The organism is Halococcus thailandensis JCM 13552 (assembly GCF_000336715.1).
Classification (GTDB): Archaea; Halobacteriota; Halobacteria; order Halobacteriales; family Halococcaceae; genus Halococcus; species Halococcus thailandensis.
Map to the genome: position 1 here is coordinate 54,300 of NZ_AOMF01000158.1, position 21,719 is coordinate 76,018.

A 21,719-nucleotide genomic window follows, 5' to 3' on the forward strand; every position below is an offset into this window, starting at 1 on the left:
TCAGGGACGGCGGTCGCGGGACGGCTACCGCGCCGTGCTCGGTCAGTAGTACGATGGACACCGGAGAGAACGAGCTGTTCCCGTCGTTTGTGAGTCGGCGTGGCTACGGGCGTCCCGACGCGTGTTCGTGAGCGGTTCGTTGGCCCGATTGCTGCGCTTTCGGTGCTGTCCGTTCGATGTTTGTCTCGGGTGTGGGCGTCGATTGGGGTCGTTCGGTGGCCATCGATCGCGACAGAGCACACCTGTGCGGTCATCGGCGGACAGCGACGGCTCGGTGCGGTCGTCGTCGGCCGGGCGGTTCCCCTGAGAACGCAGTTCGTGCTATCGCCGTCAGGACCTCCGGCTGCTCGTCTGCTTCGGGGCGGACGTGACGATCACGACAGATGCTGCCAGATCTCGAGTGGGTCGGCGTCGTTCAACGCGGCGTTGGTCTGCATCTTCCGCAGTTCGGTGATACAGCGTTTGGCGACCAGCGGGTGGATATCGGCCGGTGTGAACGCAACGTCGAGATCCATCAGCTCCGGCCAGTGTTCGGCCCAGATATCCTCGACGACACGAGGGTAGAGCTCCTCGTTCAACTGGAGCCCGAACTCGTAGCCGTCTTCGACGACCAGCTTGCGGATCTGCTTGCGGATCCGCCCCGGCGTGCAGTAGGTCCCGACGACGTATTCGGCACCTGACTCCGCCTCCGCAGGTCGTTGGCCGAACTGCTCACGATTCAGCTCCCGAAACGCCTCGCGGACGATCTTCGCTCGCCTGCCCAGTTCGTCGCTTCGCAACACGACGCCTTCGACTCGGATATCGTCGGCCAGCGACGACGATGGGAAGCTGTACGTCTCCGGCTCGACGGTCGTCTGCCGATCGCGGATCGTCGCCGGTACGAACGATCTGTCGGTGGCTGTCGCGTCGACGCGAATGCGCTCGAAACAGTCCCAGGCGCTGTCGATGCCGAGAAACCCCTCGAAGGTCTCTTCGTAGGGGTTGCCCGGTGGCGTCATGGTTTCGACTGCCGCGTAGGGAAGCACGTCGAAGCCGATCAGTGCCGGGAGATCACGGTCGGTATAGCCGTAATCGAGCGTCGAGTAAACGAGGTTCTCGGCGTAGACGATCAGCGGTCCGTCGTACTCGTCGTGTAACGATCGGAGCGCGGTGGCGTCGATGCCGTCACGGAGACAGCGAACAGCTCGATGTAGCGCACCGTCGATCTCCGCCAGTGGATCACGATGGGAGCCCCGAATCGTCTTTCGCGTTCCGAACACGAGCGCACCGTCGCCATCGGCAGCAGTAGCGACCTGGTCCGGATACCACTCGGCATACCGTTCGTCGTACAGCGTGAAACGAAACGCGCTGCCGTCGAACTTCTCGATGACGCTCAGATCCGGCGCTTCGAACAGATCCTCAGGGACGACCGGATGATCGTAGCGCGGAATTTTCGGATAGACTTTCATCGATCGTCGTCCGTCTGCATCGCTCCCGTCGTGTCACCGGGCAATATGGTGGCTGCGGGACGTTCGCCGGTGGCGGGTCGTTGGCCGTCCGTTCGCTCGAACGGGATCGTCTCCATGCTGTCTCTGTGTGGGCGATATTTACTACTCTGCCGGCTCCGATCGGTGGTATCGAACTGGGTATGGAACGACCTCACTTACGAGCGCCGTCAACAGTTCTTCGATGGCGAAACCGTGTGGGAGACCGAGGACTACCGCAAGCGGTATATCGGTGTTCTCGGTTCTGCATCGGCTCAACAAGCCATCCGCAANAGGACTACCGCAAGCGGTATATCGGTGTTCTCGGTTCTGCATCGGCTCAACAAGCCATCCGCAAGAACGATCAAGCATGGAACGGGTTCTTCGATTCAGACGAACCCGACAAAGGTCTACCCGGCTACTGGGGCAACAAGGACGAGGGGCGCGACCTGTTCGACCGCTTCCGCGAGACGACCCACGACATCGCCGAGTACCAGTCAAAGCTCCGCGAAGGACGGTATTCGAGCGACAGGATACGGCGGTTGTATCGGCGTCGAACACGGCGGCGCGACCACGCACAGGACGCCCTCGCACGCGACCTGATGGAGCGCCTTCACGCCGAAGGCGTCTCGACGGTGTACGTCGGTGCTCTCAAGGGTGTTCTCGGCAAGCACTGGTCGGTCGAAGTGAACGCGAAAACGCACAACTTCTGGGCGTTCCGCGCGTTCATCGACCGTCTCGCGTACACCGCTGCCGAGTTCGGTATCACGGTCGAAGTGAAACCCGAAGCGAACACCACGCGGGAATGTCCCGAATGTGGCGAACGCGAGGACACCGTTCGGTCGGGCGATTCGTTCTGGTGTCCGTGCGGCTACGAGGGGCACGCCGATTTGGACGCTTCGGCGAAGTTCCTCGCACAAGAAACGAGCGGCGAAGTTGGGTCGATGGCACGGCCCGCGCGCCTCAAGTGGGACGACCACCGATGGTCAGAGTTGTCACGCTCTCGTCCCAACAAGGTTCGCGCGCACCAGCAAAAGACTTCCGTAGGTTCGACGGCGTAGGCCGTCCGAACCCCCACCGGAGGAATCCTCGCCCTTCAGGGCGGGGAGAATGTCAAGAACGTGGATGAGGGTTTCGGCAAGTAAGGACAAAGTATTCAACACGTTATGTCGAAGCGAATACCCCAGCATGAACCGTCGCTCCGTACTCGTCGTTTTAGTAGTCGTTTCGATGCTGTTTGCTGGCTGTAGTGCCCTTTCTGAGTCGCCCGTTGAGTCCACGACGACATCCTCAACGGGTAACGGGACAGCCACGCCGGCAACCACCACGGTGGCGGCGCCAACGACTGCCAATGGGACGTCATCGCTCGCGTCGACGTCCACAACGACGCTTGCCAGTTCGACGTCGGCCAACACGACGGCCACGACGGTCACGGCGACGGAGACAACGACCAGTACCCGGACGCCCACGCCGACGGCGACGCCAACAGCTACCCCAACGCCGACGGCGACATCGACGGCCACCCCGACTGAGACGGCGACGGACACACCGACCGAAACGCCAACGCCGACTGCAACCGAGACGCCAACGCCAACGCCGACTGCAACCGAGACGCCAACGCCAACCCAGACACCAACGGCGACCGCCACGCCGACTGAGACGGACGCGCCGCCTGAGGGTTGGCATAACGTGACGATCGTTGCGGCCGGCTCGGGCGAGTCCTACTACCGGATGTATGCCGGAACTGGACCTGGCCTCGATTTGGGAAGCGAAGCTGACACCGAGGCGTCGGTTGCGTTCGAAGACCGCGTGATTCTCGATGATCCGTACTACGCGGAAGGGTTCGTCGGCGATGGTGGCGTCGATAGCTACCAGTACCGTCCGACCGTCGAGGGCAATCCATCGCTTGATTTCGTCAACGATGGCGACGCGACGCTGAAGGTCTATCTCGATGGCGAACTGTACACCACCGTCGAACCCGGCGCGGGAGGCGAGGAGAGCGTCGATCCCGACGCATCGCCGACAGGCGAGAACCTCATCAGAGTCGAGGCGGTCGGTGGCGGCCAGTCCGAATACAGCCTCGCGGCGGGGGCTGGGGGTACGGAGTCGTTCTCTTACGAAGCCAAGGCCAACCCCGGTAGCACGGCTGACAACCCCGACTACACGGGCTACGTATCGGGCGCGTACGGGTTCGTCGGCGATGGCGGCGTCGATTCGTACTCGACGGACGGCGAGCTCTCGAGTGTCGACAACCAGGGCTCGGCAACGCTGAAGATCTACCAGAACGGCGAACTCTGGGCGACCGTCGACCCCGGAGAAACGGTCGAACGATCCGTCGAGTGATGGTTCAGGAGCGTTTCGTCTGTTCTCATCGCTTTCCTCGGTAGCCACGTTGTGTTCCGTTTAGAAAAGAGTTATACATCTGACTAGTATACTCCGATTCGGCTGATCCGGCGCAATCAGTCGACCGGACCTGAAGGGGGCCACGGTGATGCCACTGCAGTGTCTTCTTTCCCATCTCCTTCGTTGTCGATCCCGCTGTCTCGGCTCCATATTCGGCGGGTTGTTCTGGAGTTCGAACCGATCACTGTTGGACGGCTCTGTCGTCACTTGCTGTCCGCCTGCCCGTGTCGTCGGCATTTTCTGCCGGCGAGCGTTCCCTCGATTCGGCTCCGAGTGATCGCTGTCGTATCGACTAGCGATCCGCGTCGCTGCGTCCATCGTCGAGAAACGACCGTGTCCGGCCCGCGACTGTGGATCGAAACAGCTGTAGATCGATATCTCGCTCGCCATGGTGGAGCTGTTTGTGCTCTTCACGGACGATATCCTCGAGCGTTCGCTCGTAGAGTTCGTCGAACGTGACCGGCTTTCCTTGGTCGTCAAGCTTGTTGGTGAGCTTCTCGAAGCGGCGTCGCGTGGCGTATTTCGCTGCCAGCTCCTCGGCCGTTGCATCGACCGCCATCGTGTCGTCGACCTCCTTGAAGTCGGGATGGAGCAGTTTTGCCCGGTCGCCACGTTTGTTCCGGACTACGACTCCCTCAGCGGGGCCGTCGTACCATGCCGACTGCGGGATGGTATACGCCTCGGGATCGAAATGTCGTACACGACGTTCCTTCTCGAAGGCGTTCACGGGGGTGAGGCCCAGTTGTTCGAAGATCCGCTCGACGGCATCGAACGGATAGAACTGCTGTTTGCTGGCCGACCAGACGTCAAACCCAAGAAACGAGGGCGTCCGCTGCCAGTCGTACTCGATCGTGTGGTGATGCATGGCCTCTCCGAAAAAGACGATCTCCGTGGGATCGTCGACGGCACGTCGTAGCGCCTGTCGATCGAGGTTTTCTCGGATATGGCGAACGGCGTGTCGATACGGTGTCGGGATCGCGTCGGGATCGTCGTACACTCGACTTCGATCGCCGACGACGATCAGGCCCGATTCCTGGAGCTGAAAGCGAACGTTCGCGCCGTCGACTTTCTCGAGCAGCCAGACATGGCCCGTCTTGAAAAGTCGGTCGGGTGCGTTTGCGAGTCGGGGGATCGATGGGAACTGTTTCATGGCGTCTTTCGATCGGTGATACCGAACAGGTGCTCGCTACTCATCATGTGGCCTGTTTGTCCGCGCGGTTGAGCTCGATACCACAGAGTCACTGTCTCGCTGATTGATCGACCGAGTCTGACTATGTCGCCGAGTGGCACCTGTTCGTCCCTACTGGAACGTCTGTCCCCAGCAGAGTTACCAGTCCGCTTTGCAGTTGATAACTGGCTCCAGACGATCCTTGATCTCGCCGGTTTCGGCGAGTCGAGATTCGATCAGGGCAGGATCCTTGTAGCTCATCGGCGATTCGTCGAGCGTCTCCTCCGAAACCGATGTCGAGAACACGCCGTCCATCGCATTCTCGAACTCCTCCATCGTGAACTCGTCTTTGGCCCACGTCCGACTGCCCTCGCGGCCAGCCCCATGCGGCGCGCTCCTGTTCCAGTCGCTGTTGCCTTTCCCTTCGGTGATCACCGACCCTTCGCCCATGTTGAACGGGACGATCAGCCGCTCGCCGTCGTGGGCTCGGGTCGCGCCTTTCCGGATGACGAGATCGTCGAAGTCGATCAGGTTGTGTGGTGAATGAATCGAGTCGGCGATCTCGACGCCGAGCGCGTCGGCCACGAGTTCGCCCATATATCGCCGATTTTCCCACGCGTAGGTCTGACAGAACGCCATGTCGATGAGATAGCCGTGGGCGGCCTCCCCTTCGAGATAGTCCAAATGGGTGTTGCGATCGTCTTCGAGCTGTTCGGCGCGGTCGTGGCGCACCTGCCGGATGCGATTGAGGTTTGCCTCGATCGTCTCACCGTCGAAGGTTTCGCGACAGAAGGTTGCCGCGCGCTCCATGTCGATACGGCGGCCTTCCTTGCCTGTGAGCATGGCCGCTGTCCCGCCGGCTTCGCGGATCTCGTCGGGGACGTCCTCGTCGGTGAGCTGTGGGATGGTCGTCTCGTTCCGTCGCTCGGTGGCCGTGTCCTGCCAGTGTTCCGCGACGGCGTTGCCCAACGCACGGCTTCCACTGTGGAAGACGGCCCACCACTCGCCGGTCTGCTCGGCTTCGGCGATCTCGATGAAATGGTTGCCTCCACCGAGCGTTCCCATCTGGTTGATCGCCTTGTTGAGATCGACCTGCGCGCGCTCACAGAGCTCTTTGAAATACTCGAGATCGTACCCCTCGAAATCGATCCGTTCGGTCAAGCTTTCTTGGAGGCGATCGATCTTGTGGGTGGTCTCCTGCCACGGGAAGTCGTTGCCGATATGGTATGCCTGGTTGTCGTGGGAGTGCCACCCCATCGGGATCGTCTCGCGAATGCGCTCGTCGATCTCTGCCTTCGAGAGGTCGGGCTTTTCGGCGAGTTTGATCGCGAACATGCCACAGCCGATGTCGCTTCCCACCACGTTCGGGACGACCTTGTCGTCGAGCGCCATTGTGAAGCCGATCACACAGCCTGCGCCGGGATGAGCATCGGGCATCACCCGAACAGGTTCGGTGAACGCTTCGTGGTCCACCATCTCCTGGATCTGTTCTCTGGTGAGGTCCTCGAGGTTCTCTTCGTCGAGGAACACCTCGGCTGTCGTATAGTCGCCTTCGATCGTTGTTGTCATTGGATTACCCATCGCTGCTGTACGGTACCAAGCAGTAGTTCTCAGGGACGGCTTGCGTGATCGTTGTCGCTCGTCGTGCAACTGTCTTTGGAATCGTCATCGATCACTGTCGGCGGTGTGTGCCTTCTCTGCGTGCCGGATCGTAGTATGGTGGTGGTTCGGCTGCGTCTTGACATCCTCCGCACGGCTAAAGCCGTGGGATTCCTCGCGCTGGGGGTCTTCGCCGGGCATTAGCGCCCTCCCCCACGGAGGCAACTTGCGGGTTCGTATGCTCCTCGTTGGGACGATGAGAGTATGATGTCTCCAACCAATCGTGGTTGTCCCACTTGAGGCATACAGGTCGTGCCATCGGCCGTGATACCGTTGTCTGGCGCTTGAGGAACGTCTCGGATGCTACGAGGTCCGCGTGTCCCTCGAAGCCGCACTCGCAGGTGAGTGTGTCCTTGTGCCGTGTGGTTCGCTCCGTCGAACCACACTGCGGGCACTCTTGGGAAGTCCACGCTTCCGACCGTTCTACGACCGTGACACCGTATTCCTCGGCGGTGTGACTGATGCGCTCGATGAACGCTCGAAACGCCCAGAAGTTGTGCGTCTTCGCGTTCGCTTCCACCGACCAATGCGTTTCGAGCACGTCGGTGAGCGCTCCGACGTACACGGTTGCCACGCCGTCGGCGTGCAACCGTTCGATGAGGTCTCTGGCGAGTGCGTCCATCGCATGGTCGCGCCGCCGTGTTCGCCGTCGATACAGCCGCCGGATGCGGTGGCTGCTGTATCGTCCGTCTTCGAGCAACGATTGCAGCCGCGCGATTTCCTGCGTTGTGTCGCGGAAGCGGTCGAACAGGTCGCGTCCCTCGTAGAGATACTGCTGGCCGGTCGAAGTCGTACACGCGACGATGTTGTTTGCGCCGATGTCCAAAGCAGCCGTTTCGTCGGCTAATGGTGAGTCCTGCCGAGAAATCTCCGAGACAGGTTGAATGGCTTTGAATCGGTCGCTCATATCGTCGTAGTAGAGTTCGAGCCGGCCTTGTTTGCCGGACCACTTCGGTCCGCCGCGCACTTCGAGGCGTAAGCGTCCAGTATGGTCGTATTCGTCTTTGAGGTCCGATCCAACTGGGATTTCGAGGCGAGAGTATTCGCCCGTTTCGAGTGTGTACTGGTCGTTGCGGACGTAGGTCCGCAACTCGCGCCCGTCGTCCTCGTTGCCCCAATACCCCGGCAGACCGTTCGCTTCGCCCTTCTCCTTGAGAGCGAAGAACGACCGCCATGCGGCGTCGTTCTTCCGAATCATCTGCTGGGCCGTCGCACTGCCGAGGACGCCTTTGTACCGCTTGCGATAGTCCTCGGTCTCCCACACCGGCTTGTCGATGTCCGGGTCGGTGAAGTTCTGCCGGCGTTCGTAGTTGAGTTCGTTCCACAGCGACGCCGAAGCGTCCAACACGCGGTGAAGTAGCTCCGCGTCCTTGTCGGACATCGGGGCCACGTCGAAGGTGTTGGTGCGCTTCATCGCCACAACCACTATACGTCCTTATGTATAATGAGTCCTGTGGTCCAAGTATGAGGCCAAATATTAACCTTTCAAACGAGACGCATGGAGCCGTGAAAGATTACGCCGAAGCGAACGATGTGGCGTTAACCGAAGCCTACGAAACGCTCCTTCGTGTTGGTCTCGATAACGTTGAGACCCCGGCATAACAATAGCCGGCAGTTCTTCGGCAGAGCCTACCGCTTGAACCCACCCCTGAAGGGGATGGGCTTCCGCTCTATTTCGTGTCATCGATGCCACCAATCGGCCTGATGACCTGGATGCTGCCATGCTTCGAACGGGCCGCTTCAGCGAGAAGATCGAAGTTCCGCCACCGGCGGCTGACACTCGCATTGCCCTCTTCGACGCTCATCTCTCGGCACCGGTTGATGGCATCGACCCAGAAGCAATCGGTGCCCGAACCGATGGATTCGTGGCCAGCGATATGGCGAACGTTGCCGAGCGTTCCGCCCGCAAGGCAATGCAACGCGCCAAAAGCGAGACTGGTTCCGGGGAGGTCACCCAACAGGACGTCATGGAGGCAGTATCGGAGGTCGACTCCGGCCAGTAGTTTCCTCTCAAAGTGACAGCCAACGAGTTCACCTTGAACTGCCTCAGCTACTGTTCGCAGGCGCCAGCAGCGATTCGAGTTCCGACGCACCGAACAGCGACCAGTGGTCACCGAGATCGTCTTCGAGACCATCGACGAACCCGCTTTTCGAGACGAGGGCGAACCGTTCGTCTCGCGTGCCTGATCCCCACCGAACGTGCTCGGCGTCGTCCCTGAGAGCATCCACGAGTGCGTACCCGACCGGCTCAGCGGTCCACTTGCACTCCGCGAGAAGGATTCGATCGTCGTCCGGAGCGAGCCCGACGAGGTCGATTTCGTGTTCGCCGTACCACCATCGGCCGACTTCCGCGTAGGGAGCGAGTTCACCGCGGCGAATCGCCGCCCAGATGGCTTCTTGGGCGATATCCTCGAACGTCGTTGCGACGTGGTTTGGGAGATCCGGTTCGATCGTTCCCTCGAGGACCATCTCCGGGGCTTGCTCGATGCTGGACCGATTCGGTTCGATGTATCGAAACCAGAATCGGAGGAACTCGTCGGCAACGTGATATCGCGATCGCTTCGATTGCTTCCGTGAAGCAGTCACTGGGACCTCCCGATCGATAAGGCGAAGCCGCCGGAGTGTCCGCAGATATTTTGAGAGGGGTCCCGAATCGATGTCCGTCACACCCGAGATTTCGTTTGGCGTCGTCCGTCCGGTGGCGATCGCTTCGAGAATACTCATGTATCGGGCTGGATTCCGAAGCTCAGTACGCAGTAGGAACTCCGGTTCGTTGTACAGCATGGCCGTCGGCGAGAGGACGTGTGTCTGGATGTTCTTACGAAGCGACTGCGTGTAATCGAACAGCGTGAGATACATCGGCGTCCCGCCGGTGACGGCGTACGATCGAACCGCTGCCTCGAATTCGTACGGGATCGCTTCCCGTGCCTGCAGAAACGAAAACGGCTGGAGATCGATCTGGCCCGTCCGGCGACCGTACAGCGGGCTCTCGTGTCCGAGAACTTCCGATTCCATTGTGCTTACGCTGGACCCACACAGTACGAGCATCGAGTCGGTGTCCTGCAACTGCTCGTCGACGAACGACTGTATATACGACGGCAGGGAGTCGTTTTCCGCGACGAGATACGGAAACTCATCGACCACGACCACGAGCGATTCCGCTGTGAGTTTTTCTCCGAGGTAATCAAACGCCTCGTCCCAGCCCTCAATCCGTGGCACGCGATCCCCGACATAGCCGGCGATCTGTTCGACGAACTTCTCACGCTGTCGGTGTTCTGCCTCCTGGGAAGCAAGGAAGTAAATATGGGCTCGGTCGGCACAAAACCGCTTGAGCAGCTCGGTCTTTCCGACTCGTCGACGACCATACACCACGTATAGCTCGTGCGTGGGCGACTCGTGGGCTCGTCCGAGTGCTTCGAGTTCCGTATCCCGATCGTAGAAGGTCATTCGCTGGATAATGATTATCGTGATAATGACTTAAGCCGATCGGTGGTTGAGAGTTCTTTCCATTACGTGAAAAACAGGCGCAAAGCCTCGCCGTTCACGGCGGGGATACGCGCCGTCAGCTTTGTCGCGGATGGTCGCAAACATCGGCTACCCCGGAAGCGACCGGACTGGATATTCCACGGACGGAAATGTTAACTGTCCGGCTATACATGGTTACGTATGGCGAATCGAACGGCCAAACGCACCTATCGAGCGAGGATTCAAAATCACTCGCAGGTGCGTGACGACCTCGATTCGCTTGGTTTCGCCGCCAGCAAGCTCTGGAACGTTGGGCGATGGACCGCCCAACGCGTCTGGGACGCTTGCGGCCAGATTCCCAGTGGTTTCGACCTTCAGGCCTACCTCAAAGGGAGTGAACGCTACGTGGATTTGCACTCACAATCCAGTCAGCGAGTTCTTGCCGAACTCGATGAAGCGTTCACCGGATGGTTCGGCCACCGCGACAACGGGAACCAGAAAGCGAACCCGCCCGGCTACCGCAAACACAACGACGAGCATCCACGCTCGACGGTCACGTTCAAGCAAGCGGGCTTCAAACACGACGAGAAAAATCAACGCATACGCCTCTCCAAAGGACGGAATCTCAAAGAACACCGCTCCGACTTCGTACTCTGCGAGTACGACGTGATCGGCCCGGAGGGAACGACGGTCAAGAACGTCCAGCAGGTGCGTGCCGTCCACGAACACGGTGTGTGGCGACTCCACATTGTCTGTCGTGTCGAAGTCGAAGTCGCCGAATCGCCCGGCGACCGCACGGCGGGTGTGGACCTCGGGATCTGCAATGTCGCTGCCGTCTCGTTCGGTGACGAATCCTTGTTGTATCCCGGTGGATCTCTCAAAGAGGACGACTACTACTTCGCTAAGAAGCGCGCCGAATGCGATGATTCGTTCTCCCGCGAGGCCCGCCGATTGGACCAAAAACGCACCGACCGCCGCACGCACTTCTTCCATACGCTCTCGAAAGAGATCGTGGAACAGTGCGCCGAGCGCGGTGTCGGAACGGTGTACGTCGGCGATCTTGGCGGCATCCGTGACGACGAGAACGGCAACCCGAAAAATTGGGGGAAACACGGCAATCTCGATCTGCACGGGTGGGCGTTCGACCGCTTCACGACGATGCTCGAATACAAAGCAGAGATGCAGGGTATCGCCGTCGAAACGGTGTCCGAACGGGATACATCGAAGACCTGCTCGGTATGTGGGACGAAAGCGGACAGCCAGCGCGTCGAGCGCGGGTTGTACGATTGCGATGAGTGCGGGACCGTGGCGAACGCCGACACGAACGGTGCGGAGAACATTCGGCGGAAAAGTACCTCCGAGTCCATTGAGGATAGGAGTAACGGCTGGTTGGCACAGCCAGCGGTTCGTCTGTTCGACAAAACGCGAGGAGTCTTTCTCCCGCCAGAACGGACGACCCGCGAACCCTAATATCCCAACAGCGGTCGGGAATCCTTGCCCTTCAGGGCGGGGAGGATGTCAACCCGACGTTCATCGATGCCATCGGACGGCTGCCTCGTAATCAAGATCTCAGTCTTCTCGTCGAAAAACACGGTGTTGGCAAACTCGCTGCGGCACTCACCTATGCCATTCCGTATACGGACGGTGAAATGACCGAACGCATTGCTGCTCGCGAACTCGATCTCCAGCCCGCATTCGGGATTGCTGTCTTGCATGCCCTCCAGGCGGTTGTTCTCGATATGGAGGCGTTCGATCCGTATTTCGACCGGCTCCGGAACGCGCGCGACACCCCACCCCGCGAGGACGGCTAACCGGAATCGCGCTCGGATGAACGAACTCAGGGACCAGCAGAGGCTGCCTGAACTGCATACTCCTCTGCGAGATCAACCATATCGTAGACGTGAATGCCGGTCTTGAACCAAAGTATTCGGTCCGCTGCGAGATCAACATCCTCACTCGTACAGTCCAACTCCTCGGACACTGCTAACACCAGATTCTCCACATCGGTCTGGTGGATCTTGTCGAGTTTCTCTTCAAGGTACTCAGGCGTCCAAAAGCCCATGATTTCCAGAATCGCTCGGCGGCCATCCGGATGTTCCAGCGCGAAATCCGGCAGCAGCACCTCTGCGCCCAGATCGATTACATCATTCTCGCGAACCAGTTCCCACTCCGTGTTCGATCGCTCCCACTTGTCGGCGAACGTGCGTTCGAGGTCGCTGTCGTACCGGTTCCCACCGCTGTAGTGTGTCTGGAGCCCAGCTGTCTGATCCAGCGTGAACTCCCGTGTTTCGTTCGCTGACTCGTCGGTGAGAATCTCCGCGACGAGTTCCCAGCGCTCGCAGTGGGGCAATGCGGGCAGGAAATTCGCCATCCGGATGCCGTACTTGCGCGACTGCCGGAACAACGAGGCCGGACCGTCCAAGATCGCTTCATATCCAGCCGCGAGGTCCGTACTAGAGACGCGCTCGCCGTGCTCGTCGATCGGATAGATCCGGTGCATCAGCCCGAACAGCTTCACGTAGCTGAACACCGTCGCAAACTGATCCCAGATCCGAATGCGCAACTCGGTCGCATCGTAGAGCACTGCCTGTGCGAGTGCGAGGTTGTACCGATTCAATAGCCACTCGACGGTGAGTGCCTTGCCTGTGTACGACTCCTCGCTTTGGCCGGTCAACTGGGTCGTGCTGGTCGTCCCATCAGTGTCCAGCTCGACTGATTCGGCGACCTGATCGCCGAAGCGTACGAGTTGATTGTTCGCGTCGAGATCCGCGTACATCCCCTGATGGCACTCCGCAAGCGAGATGCCGAGGTCGTCAGCGACTGCCGTGTAGACATCGAGCTTGCGGGTATCCGCTTCGAGCGTCGGCTGGCGAACGATCGGATACGAGTCATTCGCCCGCTCGAACAGTCGTTGGCGAATCNGGGTATCCGCTTCGAGCGTCGGCTGGCGAACGATCGGATACGAGTCATTCGCCCGCTCGAACAGTCGTTGGCGAATCTCGTGTGGCTCGGCGGCCGCTACCGTCTCGAAGTCGCACTCGTCGCGCAGCAGTTTCGCCAGCCCCTGAATGATCTTGTAGTCCGTATCCGCGACCGTTAGCTGGTCGATCGCGGTGTCGAGGTCTGCTTTCGGCTCACCGACGTGCGTCTCGAACAGTTCGATCAACTTGCTCGCCGTCTCTCGATAGCGCGCATCATCAGGATCGATGAACAGCGGCGTCACTTCACCATCGGAGGTTCGTGAGCGCGCGAGGTCGGCCGTCAGCATGGCTTCTCGCTCACTGTGATGTCCACAGTCATGTTCCTGCCTCAACGCCTTCACGGCGGCGCTGGGAGACGTAGTTCTCCATCGTATCCGTCGCGATGATCTCGTAGAGGCGCGCGGGCTGGCGCTCGTCGGTAGGTCGCAGGATGCGACCGAGCCGCTGGGCGTACTGGCGTTTCGATGCACTCCCTGAGAGCTCGGCTCTGCACGTTCATAAACTCCCCTCAGAATGGAGGAAGAGGTGGTCGATCTCCTCCATCAGTCCGTCGAGATCGTGGTCTGGCTGGTCACGNGGTCGCGTCGCAAAGTCCTCTAGACTTTGCCTCTGGTAGCCTCGACTGTGAGGTCACAGCTCATGGTTGTTTTGGTTGAGCGGGTGAGGAGTTCGTCGAAGAACGCTCGGTAGTAGTCTGGATTGGCGTATTTCACGAGCCTGAGTTGGAGCAACGCCTCTAATCCGGCCTCTGTCCAGCGCATCCACTGGTTCTTGCAGCGCTTGGCGACTTCTCCCATCGCCCGTTCCACGGGGTTCGAGGTCCACGGCACCTCGAACCCCTCAAGAGCCTGCTCGGCGAACGTCACTATCGACGGCAGCCACCGCCGAAGATACCCCGCAGCCTTCCTCGAACCGTACTGCGAGAGCTGCCACGCTGTCTTCTCAATGCGCTTGGTCGTTCGCGCGATCCGTTCGCGGATCGCNTGGAGCAATGCTTCTAATCCGGCCTCTGTCCACCGCATCCACTGGTTCTTGCATCGGTTAGCCACCTCTCCCATCGCTCGTTCCACGGGGGTCGAGGGCCACGGCACCTCGAACCCCTCAAGAGCCTGCTCGGCGAACGTCACTATCGACGGCAGCCACCGCCGAAGATACCCCCGCAGCCTTCCTCGAACCGTACTGCGAGAGCTGCCACGCTGTCTTCTCAATGCGCTTGGTCGTTCGCGCGATCCGTTCGCGGATCGNCCCCGCAGCCTTCCTCGAACCGTACTGCGAGAGCTGCCACGCTGTCTTCTCAATGCGCTTGGTCGTTCGCGCGATCCGTTCGCGGATCGCGGCGAACTCTTCCTCGGGGCGGTGCTTGGCGACCGAGTTCTTCAGATGAAACACCTCGTCGATCACTTCTGTGACGATCTCGGTGCGTCGCTCCAGGGAAAACACGCCGTCATCCCAGAGGTTGTAGCCTAGCGTCCGGCCGACGTGGACGAGGTCGAGCTGATGCTCGCGGTTTTCGTTGGTAAACGCCGTGACGATACTGGTATCTGCGTCACTGACGACCGCAGCGTCGTCAGTGACTGCGTTGATATCGTCGAGAGCGGCTGCTGTCTCGTCCCAGTTAGCGTTGACCGACAGATCCAGCAAGGAGTGTGAGTCCTCGGCAGTATCCTCGCCAAGCGTTGCTTGGACGGAGTGGTATGAGCGGTCTTTGTCCTGACTGTGGCACTTCGTCCCGTCGGCGATGACAGCGTCAGCGTCCGTTCCGCCAACACAGTCCGGAAGGAATTGCTTGAGCTTGGTGCCGTACTCTTTGGCACGGCGGTTGATGGTATCTGGCGACGGCATCGAAACGAAGCCGTCGCCGTGATCGGCGGCATCTCGATAGCTGAGAGAGGTAGCGAGATCGACGCTCTTGGCCGCGATATCCTGTTGATAGCGATTCTGCCCGTCGAAGTCGATGACGTCTTCGACGGGCCGAAGATAGCTCGGTTCGTCGTGGTCAGCGGCTGTATCTTCGACGTAGTGGAGGTCGAATTCGTNCACCGGATCAACTGACGTCGATACTCGGAGGAGAGCAACCAGAATCACGTGCAGAGGCATCTACGAGAGGACCGCGCTAAACACGTACGAACCCGCTTCGCAGCGGAACGAAACTGGCTGTTCGTGATGTTCTATTGGTTCTCAGATCGCTAATATCGAACAATCGTTCACCGTCGTTCGCCAACAACGCACTTTTCGCCGTCGGCGCTGTACGGAGGACATGGCGTCGTTCATCGTGACGGGTGCGACGACTCGCACCGACAGGGAGGTAGACATCGAGATCCGGGACGGGACGATCGACCGGATCGTGCCGGCCGGCGAGGGCGATCCGTCGGCGTTCGATAGCGACCAGCACTACGACGCCGCCGGAAAGTTCGTCACACCGCCGCTGATCGAGCCACATATCCATCTCGACGCGGCGCTCACGGCCGGTGAACCCTGCTGGAACGACGTCGGTACGCTCGCGGCGGGGATCGGGATCTGGGGCGAGCGAAAGCAGGAGCTTACCACCACCGGCGTCAAAGAGCGAGCCGAGCAGGTCATCGAGTGGCTCGCGGCCAACGGCGTGACGCGGGTCAGAACCCACGCCGACGTCACCGAGGAGACGCTCACCGGGTTCGAGGCGTTGCTCGAACTGCGCGAGGAGGTCAGCGACATCGTCGATCTTCAGGTCGTCGCGTTCCCGCAGGAAGGCGTCTTTACGGCGGAAGAAAACGAGGACCTCCTTCGCGAGGCCGCCAGCATGGGTCCCGATCTCGTCGGCGGTATCCCCCACAACGAGCACACGCGCGAAGAGGGGAGAAAGGAGGTCGAAACCGCCGTCGAGATCGCCCAGAAGCACGATATCCAGCTCGATCTCCACATCGACGAGACGGACGATCCGACCTCCCGAATGACGGAGGTGCTCGCGAGCGAGGCCTTCCACCACGACATCGGCGAGCGAACCACGGCGAGTCACACGACGGCGATGCACTCGTATTCGGACGCCTACGCGGACAAGCTGATCTCGCTGCTGGCCAAAAGCGACGTGAGCGTCATCACGAACCCGCCGGACAACAGCGTTCTTCAGGGGCGCTACGACGACTACCCGCGCCGGCGCGGGCACACGCGGATCGACGAACTCCACGAGTCGGGCGTGACGGTCGGCATCGGCCACGATTCGGTGATGGATCCCTGGTATCACTACGGGACGGCCGACCCGCTCGATTCCGCTCATCTCTTGGTCCACTACGCACACATGAACGGTCGCGAGGACGTGCAGACGATCTGGGGGATGCTGACCGACGCGAACGCCGACGTGTTCGGCGCGGAGCAGTACGGTCTCGAAGAGGGGAACAGAGGCTCACTCGTGCTCTACCACAGTCCGGACGCGTTCAACACGCTTCGGACGCGGGCCCCGCGCGCACTCGTTCTCAAAGACGGCCGGCCGATCGCGCGCACTGAACCACGGGAGACGGTCGTCGAACGGCGGAGCGGCTCTCGGTCCATCGACTTTCATCGGAGCGACTGATCCGTCGGGCGGGTGTGGACGACCGCGACCCGCCCGTCGTTCACCATGCATGCCGGTGTCGGCGGTTCGTCTTGATCGTTCTGTTCGTCGGATCGCCATCGACGCCACCGACGAATGCGTCCTACTCGCCATCCGCTGGTGAGGTAGCTCAGGATCAACCAATCGATTTGCTCACAGCTCAGTGATGCGTGCCCCCTCGTTCGTGATGCGCGTCGTTCGTTCGAGGACGTTTCGCGTTCCGGTGGCGATGACGGTCTCGCCGAGCATCGCCATGCTCGCGACACCCCCATCCCGTTCGACGCGTCGTACTTCGTCGATGACGCGATCGGTCGCGAGACCGGCTCGTTGGACGAACGTCCACGACAGTTCGAGTAGCTCTCGCAGCGACTGTCCGGGAGTAACGCGTGAGAGCCCCTCCTGTCCGTGCTCGCGAACTCGCTCGACGGTCCGTTCGTCGTCGAGGACGGCACTGGTGGCGATCCCATCGAGCGCAGTGTACCCGAGTTCGGCCGACGACTCCGAGCGCTGGATACCGTCGCCGGTGTTCCAGACGAGGCCGCCACGATCCTGGATGAAGACGTCGCCGAGACCCGTCCCGGCGTCGATCTCCGCGTGGTGGGCCGCGTCGAGGAGCTGTTCGCGATCCCGACCGAGATCGAACGCCTCGTTGGCGGCCAGCGCAGTGGCGAGGGTCGCGGCACCGCTGGCTCCGAACCCGTAGCCGACCGGTATCGATGCCGACAACGACACCGCCGCCGCGACCGACAGCCGGTCGAGGACGTTCTCGACGGGTTCGACGGCGGTCGGCTCCCCGTCGAGGCTGATCGATATCTCGTCGCTGGGTTCGACAGTCGCTTCGACGCCGTCCTCGATGGCGAAACTCACGCCGAACGACCCGTCCTGTGAGGAGCGCGGTGGGACGAAGATCGGCGTCACGCTTCCGGGGGCGACTGCGGTTACGGCTGGCGATTCTGTCGGCACCATTGTCGTCTGCAGGTGACGAGCATATACAAGGTTGGTGGGATTTCGGGCCGTGGAGCGCTTCGTGGTAGTTGGTCAGCTCCTCCCCTCCGATCGTCAGCGATGGATCCATCCGGGTCGACGATCCGCATCAGCCACGGGTGTTCGAGAGTCGAACGAACCCACGTCGGACCAGTCCACCGGCGACCAGTAGCCAGGCGAGAACGGCGACGACGACGAAATATCGTGGAATGACACCGATCGTATCGAGTCCGGTCGCCCCCGCCAGCCGATAGGTGCTGACCGTGTACATCCCGAGCGGGAACACCATCCCCCAGTAGCTCGGATCGTATCCACCCGGCGTGTGGGGAAGTGCGAGTCCGCCGATCGTGTGGCGCCAGATCCCGAGTGCGACGAGCAGCGGGATCCACCACGTCGCGGTCATCCAGTAGAAAAGGGTGAGCCCGACCAGAAACGGTCGGAGGGCGGCGAGGAACGCCCAACTCCCGCTGGTGGCAACGAGTATCGCCCCGGCAAGCGTCGTGATCGCCACCGCTCCGGTGTTGATCCAGTACGGTGGCGTCGCCGATCGTGGATCGAACGCGAAGAACGTCATCCGGTAGAACACGAGCGTGATCAGAATCAGATAGAGCATTCCACCGACCGCGTAGAGTCCGAACGCGACGAGCAACAGCTCCTGTAACACCGACGGGTAGGCCGGCGCGAGCAGTCCGGACAGCACGGCGACCGACTGTGTGGCGACGACCGCGAGCAGCCAGCTCCCGTCGATCGCCTCGTCGATGGGCTGGTCGACATCACGGACGGTCAGGCCGAAGAAGACCGCATACACGAGCACGAACCACAGTCCGCCACCGACGGCGAGCAATCCCGTCGCGATCGGTATCGAGACGTCGAAGACGACGAACTGGCTCCCAAGCACGCAGGTTCCCGCGATCGCGGTGAACGAACCGACCGCACGATCGTAGTTCGTCAGATCGCGAACGGCCGAGTACGGCTGACGCCCGATCTGCGCGAGCGTGAACGAACCGATGACGGCGTACGCGAGCACGTTGCAGCCAAAGAGTGCGATACCGAGCGGACGGAGACCGAGCAACCGCGTCGCGATCGAGACGATGCCCGTCGCCATGACGAGGGCGAAGTAGATCGGGTCCCAGTCACGCAGCACGTCACCGAGGACACTTTGGATGTAGCCGGTCGATTGCGACGATCCGCTCTCGGTCGGGGCCCCATCTCCCCAATCCGTCCCGCTCACAGCTGTTGATCCCGAATCCTGCGTGTGAGGTGGGGCCGTCGAGCCAGCGCTCCTCGGGGATCGCGATCAGATGTCGGCACTGTTGGGGAAGTAGTTGAGCACGTCGTCGCGCCAGCCGCCCTGGCCCTTGCCGATGTCGTCGAAGTCCTCGACGAACTCGACGCGCGTGACCCATTTGGCCATCTTGTAGCCCAGCTGCGTCCGGAGGCGCAGGCGCAACGGCGCGCCGTGGGCGATCGGCAGGGGTTCGTGGTTCATCTCGTCGGCGAGCAACGTTCCCTGCTCGGTGGCCTTGTCCATCCGGATCGCCTCGTAGTAGTAGCCGTCGACGTCCGGTTCTTCCCATTTCTCGTCGAGCGTGTGGAAGACGACCCACTCGGCCTCGTCGGCTGGGTTGCACCGTTCGATGAGCTCGTTGACCGGCACACCGCCCCACTGGGCGACGTACGTCCAGCCCTGGATGCAGTCGTGGCGCGTCGTCTGTGACTGCCGGGGAAGCTCTTGGAGCTCGTCGAGCGAGAGTTCGAGTTCGTTCTCGACGAGTCCGTCGACCGTCAGTTGCCAGTTCGCGAAGTCCTCGGCGACGTGCGCCCGGTACGTGTCGTTCCGAGGGGCCTTCCCGTTGACGCGGGCGAACTCCGAGGGGGTCTGCAGTTCGCTCTCCTCGTCGACGATATCGGTGTGATGGTGGAAGACGCGCTTCAGCAGCGAATCGAGGCCGATTTCGAGCAGTTTCTTGGTCCGCATGGGCCACTTGAGCGATGCCCGATCGGCGATCACGAGGAACGCGACCACCCCACCGATCCAGACCGCCGTGAGCGCGAGCGCGAGCGAGTGCGACGCGTCGGCGCTGCCGAGCAGGATCTTCGCCATCTCCTCGCTGAAACCGTGGGCGACGACGAGGCTCACGTGACCGATAATGAAGACGACGAACGCGAGCATCCCGAGGAGATGGATCGAGCGTGCCTTCTGGCGGATATGCGAAAACCAGCCCGGGAAGTGTGCCCGCATCGCCGGCGCTTGCAGTACGCCGGTGACGATCATCAGCGGCGAGAGGACGAAGATAACGCCGAAGTACGTGAGCTGCTGGAGCGCGTTGTAGTCGGCCGCTGCCGGAATCTGTAGCTGGGCGTACGTCGCCAGCGCGTCGAACGCCTGTGGGAAGATCGACCACGAGGTCGGAACCAATCGATCCCACTGGCCGGTGCCGAACAGCAAGACGACGTAGAGGCCGCCCGTGATGAGCCAACCCGTTACGCCCCAGTAGTGCCAGTGGCGCGAGAGGCCGAGATTGTCCTTGCCGGGGAGTGCCAGCCACGAGGAGTACGGATCGGCTTCGTCTTCGGCCGTCCACACCCCTTCTTTCTCCCTCGACACTCGCTTGGACGTCCGTCCCGACGAGCGCTCCTCCGGCGACGGGAGCTCGGCCGCCTCCGTGCTGACCCCGCCGTCGGTGGCTTCCTCGGAAACGGGTTCGGTCACAGTCGGTCGTCGCTGTTCGTCGTCACCGCCGATTCGTTCCTTGTCGATGTTGGTCGGTCGCTCCTGATCGCCGGTGCGAAGCCACTCCGTCCCGGGGATCGCGTCGTCGCTCCAGTAGAATCGCGGATGTGCGCCGATGATGCCGATCCCACTCCGGATCAGGAGCAGCATGAAGAGGAGATTGAAGACGTGGGCGAGTCGGAGCCACCACGGGAATTCGAGGGCCATGTCGGGAACGTCGCTCTGCCGTGATAATATATGTACCCCCGAACATGTTCTCTATTTCAAGGCATGCCATCACGAAGCATGCAGGTAGATTGCTCATGCGCGCTGGGTCAACCTCACGAGAGTATATCTGCAACTCAGCCGGATACGCGGTCAGCAGTTCCTCGCGGACACTTCAACCTGAAGTCGGCTAGGTGGCCGCTGAATGCACGGACTGGGAGGTCGTTCCAGCCGTTTTCTTGGTGTGCCAAATGAGCTGTGAACGGGGTCGGATCGCGATTTCAGAATTATCGCCTCAAAGCGCGAAACAAATAGCCGCTCAATAGAGCTATCGCTCACGAACGGGCGTCGCAGAGGATGACCGAGCCTCAGTCAGGCGGATCGAGCCCGTAGCACTGCTTGGCGACGGTCAGAAACTGGTTCGCATCCACTCGCGGTGCGTACGTACGGTTCTCGCCATCGATGGCGAGTTTCACGAGAAGGTCCACCAGCCGCCAGACGTTATACAGCACGCATGCGAACGCGAAATTGAAAAACCGATAGTCGCGCTCGGTGGAAGTGGTTCGCACCATGAAATGTTTCTGCTTCTTGAAGCCGTTCTCGATGCCCCAACGATGCCGATACCAGCGAATTAGCCGCTCAATCATGTGGACGAACGCTCTCGCGTCCATCTGCTGACCGTCGGTGTCACCGGCGGTCACGTAGGGGTGGTTCGTCTCGAAGACGACGGTACCGGCAGTGTCAACGTTGCCGTTCTCTGCTTTCTGCTTACGCTCTTCGATGTCCTCTTCGCGTTGGATGTCCGCGAGCAGCCGCGAGAACGACATTCCTTCGCTCGGTTTACCCTCTATGTCGTCGAACTCCCACTCGCCGCACAGCTCTTGCCATATCTCCGAGAGACCGTTGTCTTCGTCCTCATCGTCCGAGCGCGACTGCTTCGGGAGGTAGACCTGCTTGCGTGTCGGCGTGCCGTCAGCTTTCTCTTCGGTGACGTGAAATCGTTCGGTCGCGTCGCAAAGTCCTCTAGACTTTGCCTCTGGTAGCCTCGACTGTGAGGTCACAGCTCATGGTTGTTTTGGTTGAGCGGGTGAGG

14 protein-coding genes and 6 pseudogenes are annotated in these 21,719 nt (G+C 61.0%); 6 read left to right on the plus strand and 14 right to left on the minus strand.

The window, feature by feature from the left end; all coding sequences use genetic code 11:
- Nucleotides 1-374: 374 nt before the first annotated feature.
- Nucleotides 375-1,448 (minus strand): hypothetical protein, encoded by a 1,074-nt coding sequence (locus C451_RS11845; protein WP_007740845.1) that lies wholly within the window; start codon nucleotides 1,446-1,448, stop codon nucleotides 375-377.
- 114 nt (nucleotides 1,449-1,562) lie between these two features.
- On the opposite strand from C451_RS11845, the pseudogene C451_RS11850 reads away from it, so the two are divergent.
- Nucleotides 1,563-2,524, plus strand: a pseudogene (locus tag C451_RS11850) (transposase).
- On the opposite strand, the gene C451_RS23150 reads toward C451_RS11850, so the two are convergent.
- The gene (locus C451_RS23150) at nucleotides 2,459-3,112 is read right to left on the minus strand and encodes a hypothetical protein (protein ID WP_152420459.1); all 654 of its coding nucleotides are present in this window, start codon (nucleotides 3,110-3,112) and stop codon (nucleotides 2,459-2,461) included. The pseudogene C451_RS11850 and the gene C451_RS23150 overlap by 66 nt on opposite strands.
- Nucleotides 3,113-3,152: 40 nt before the next feature.
- On the opposite strand from C451_RS23150, the gene C451_RS11855 reads away from it, so the two are divergent.
- The gene (locus C451_RS11855) at nucleotides 3,153-3,806 is read left to right on the plus strand and encodes a hypothetical protein (protein ID WP_049913097.1); all 654 of its coding nucleotides are present in this window, start codon (nucleotides 3,153-3,155) and stop codon (nucleotides 3,804-3,806) included.
- A gap of 352 nt (nucleotides 3,807-4,158) precedes the next feature.
- Here C451_RS11855 and C451_RS11860 read toward each other — a convergent pair whose 3' ends face one another.
- From C451_RS11860 to C451_RS11870, 3 genes are all read right to left on the minus strand, one after another.
- Nucleotides 4,159-5,016, minus strand: coding sequence for an RNA ligase family protein (locus tag C451_RS11860; protein ID WP_007740848.1), 858 nt, complete (start codon nucleotides 5,014-5,016; stop codon nucleotides 4,159-4,161).
- 177 nt (nucleotides 5,017-5,193) lie between these two features.
- Nucleotides 5,194-6,603: an RNA-splicing ligase RtcB gene (locus tag C451_RS11865; RefSeq protein WP_007740849.1), complete on the minus strand. Its 1,410-nt coding sequence runs from the start codon at nucleotides 6,601-6,603 to the stop codon at nucleotides 5,194-5,196.
- A 187-nt stretch (nucleotides 6,604-6,790) separates the two neighbouring features.
- Nucleotides 6,791-8,107, minus strand: coding sequence for an IS200/IS605 family transposon protein TnpB (locus C451_RS11870; RefSeq protein WP_007740851.1), 1,317 nt, complete (start codon nucleotides 8,105-8,107; stop codon nucleotides 6,791-6,793).
- A gap of 268 nt (nucleotides 8,108-8,375) precedes the next feature.
- Between C451_RS11870 and C451_RS11875 the strand changes: the two genes are divergently transcribed.
- Complete coding sequence (locus C451_RS11875; protein ID WP_152420460.1) at nucleotides 8,376-8,696, plus strand: ATP-binding protein; 321 nt, start codon at nucleotides 8,376-8,378, stop codon at nucleotides 8,694-8,696.
- Between the two features lie 43 nt (nucleotides 8,697-8,739).
- On the opposite strand, the gene C451_RS11880 is transcribed toward C451_RS11875, so the two are convergent.
- On the minus strand, nucleotides 8,740-10,140 hold the full coding sequence (locus C451_RS11880; RefSeq protein WP_007740855.1) for an ATP-binding protein: 1,401 nt from the start codon (nucleotides 10,138-10,140) through the stop codon (nucleotides 8,740-8,742).
- Between the two features lie 219 nt (nucleotides 10,141-10,359).
- Between C451_RS11880 and C451_RS11885 the strand changes: the two genes are divergently transcribed.
- Together C451_RS11885 and C451_RS11890 are read left to right on the plus strand one after the other, a co-directional pair.
- Nucleotides 10,360-11,628 carry an RNA-guided endonuclease InsQ/TnpB family protein gene (locus C451_RS11885; protein WP_007740856.1) on the plus strand — a complete coding sequence of 423 codons (1,269 nt, stop codon included), beginning with the start codon at nucleotides 10,360-10,362 and terminating at the stop codon, nucleotides 11,626-11,628.
- A 47-nt stretch (nucleotides 11,629-11,675) separates the two neighbouring features.
- Nucleotides 11,676-11,969 (plus strand): annotated as a pseudogene (locus tag C451_RS11890) (DUF7437 domain-containing protein); the annotation flags it as partial.
- Nucleotides 11,970-11,995: 26 nt separating this feature from the next.
- Here the strand turns inward: C451_RS11890 and C451_RS11895 are convergent.
- The 4 genes and pseudogenes from C451_RS11895 to C451_RS11900 form a co-directional block, all read right to left on the minus strand.
- Nucleotides 11,996-13,426 (minus strand): DUF790 family protein, encoded by a 1,431-nt coding sequence (locus C451_RS11895; protein ID WP_007740861.1) that lies wholly within the window; start codon nucleotides 13,424-13,426, stop codon nucleotides 11,996-11,998.
- Between the two features lie 28 nt (nucleotides 13,427-13,454).
- Nucleotides 13,455-13,619, minus strand: a pseudogene (locus C451_RS21115) (ATP-dependent helicase); the annotation flags it as partial.
- A gap of 116 nt (nucleotides 13,620-13,735) precedes the next feature.
- Nucleotides 13,736-14,122: pseudogene (locus C451_RS21120) on the minus strand (ISH6 family transposase); the annotation flags it as partial.
- Nucleotides 14,123-14,125: 3 nt separating this feature from the next.
- Nucleotides 14,126-15,173, minus strand: a pseudogene (locus C451_RS11900) (ISH6 family transposase); the annotation flags it as partial.
- 223 nt (nucleotides 15,174-15,396) lie between these two features.
- On the opposite strand from C451_RS11900, the gene C451_RS11905 reads away from it, so the two are divergent.
- Entirely contained in the window at nucleotides 15,397-16,686 is a 1,290-nt protein-coding gene (locus C451_RS11905) for an amidohydrolase family protein (RefSeq protein ID WP_007740863.1), read from the plus strand.
- Nucleotides 16,687-16,857: 171 nt separating this feature from the next.
- On the opposite strand, the gene C451_RS11910 is transcribed toward C451_RS11905, so the two are convergent.
- The 4 genes and pseudogenes from C451_RS11910 to C451_RS11925 form a co-directional block, all read right to left on the minus strand.
- Nucleotides 16,858-17,670, minus strand: coding sequence for a GHMP family kinase ATP-binding protein (locus tag C451_RS11910; RefSeq protein ID WP_007740865.1), 813 nt, complete (start codon nucleotides 17,668-17,670; stop codon nucleotides 16,858-16,860).
- Between the two features lie 127 nt (nucleotides 17,671-17,797).
- Nucleotides 17,798-18,919, minus strand: coding sequence for a tellurite resistance/C4-dicarboxylate transporter family protein (locus tag C451_RS11915; RefSeq protein ID WP_007740866.1), 1,122 nt, complete (start codon nucleotides 18,917-18,919; stop codon nucleotides 17,798-17,800).
- Nucleotides 18,920-18,985: 66 nt separating this feature from the next.
- Entirely contained in the window at nucleotides 18,986-20,629 is a 1,644-nt protein-coding gene (locus C451_RS11920) for a molybdopterin-dependent oxidoreductase (RefSeq protein ID WP_007740867.1), read from the minus strand.
- Nucleotides 20,630-20,994: 365 nt separating this feature from the next.
- Nucleotides 20,995-21,630 (minus strand): annotated as a pseudogene (locus C451_RS11925) (transposase); the annotation flags it as partial.
- Nucleotides 21,631-21,719 lie beyond the last annotated feature (89 nt).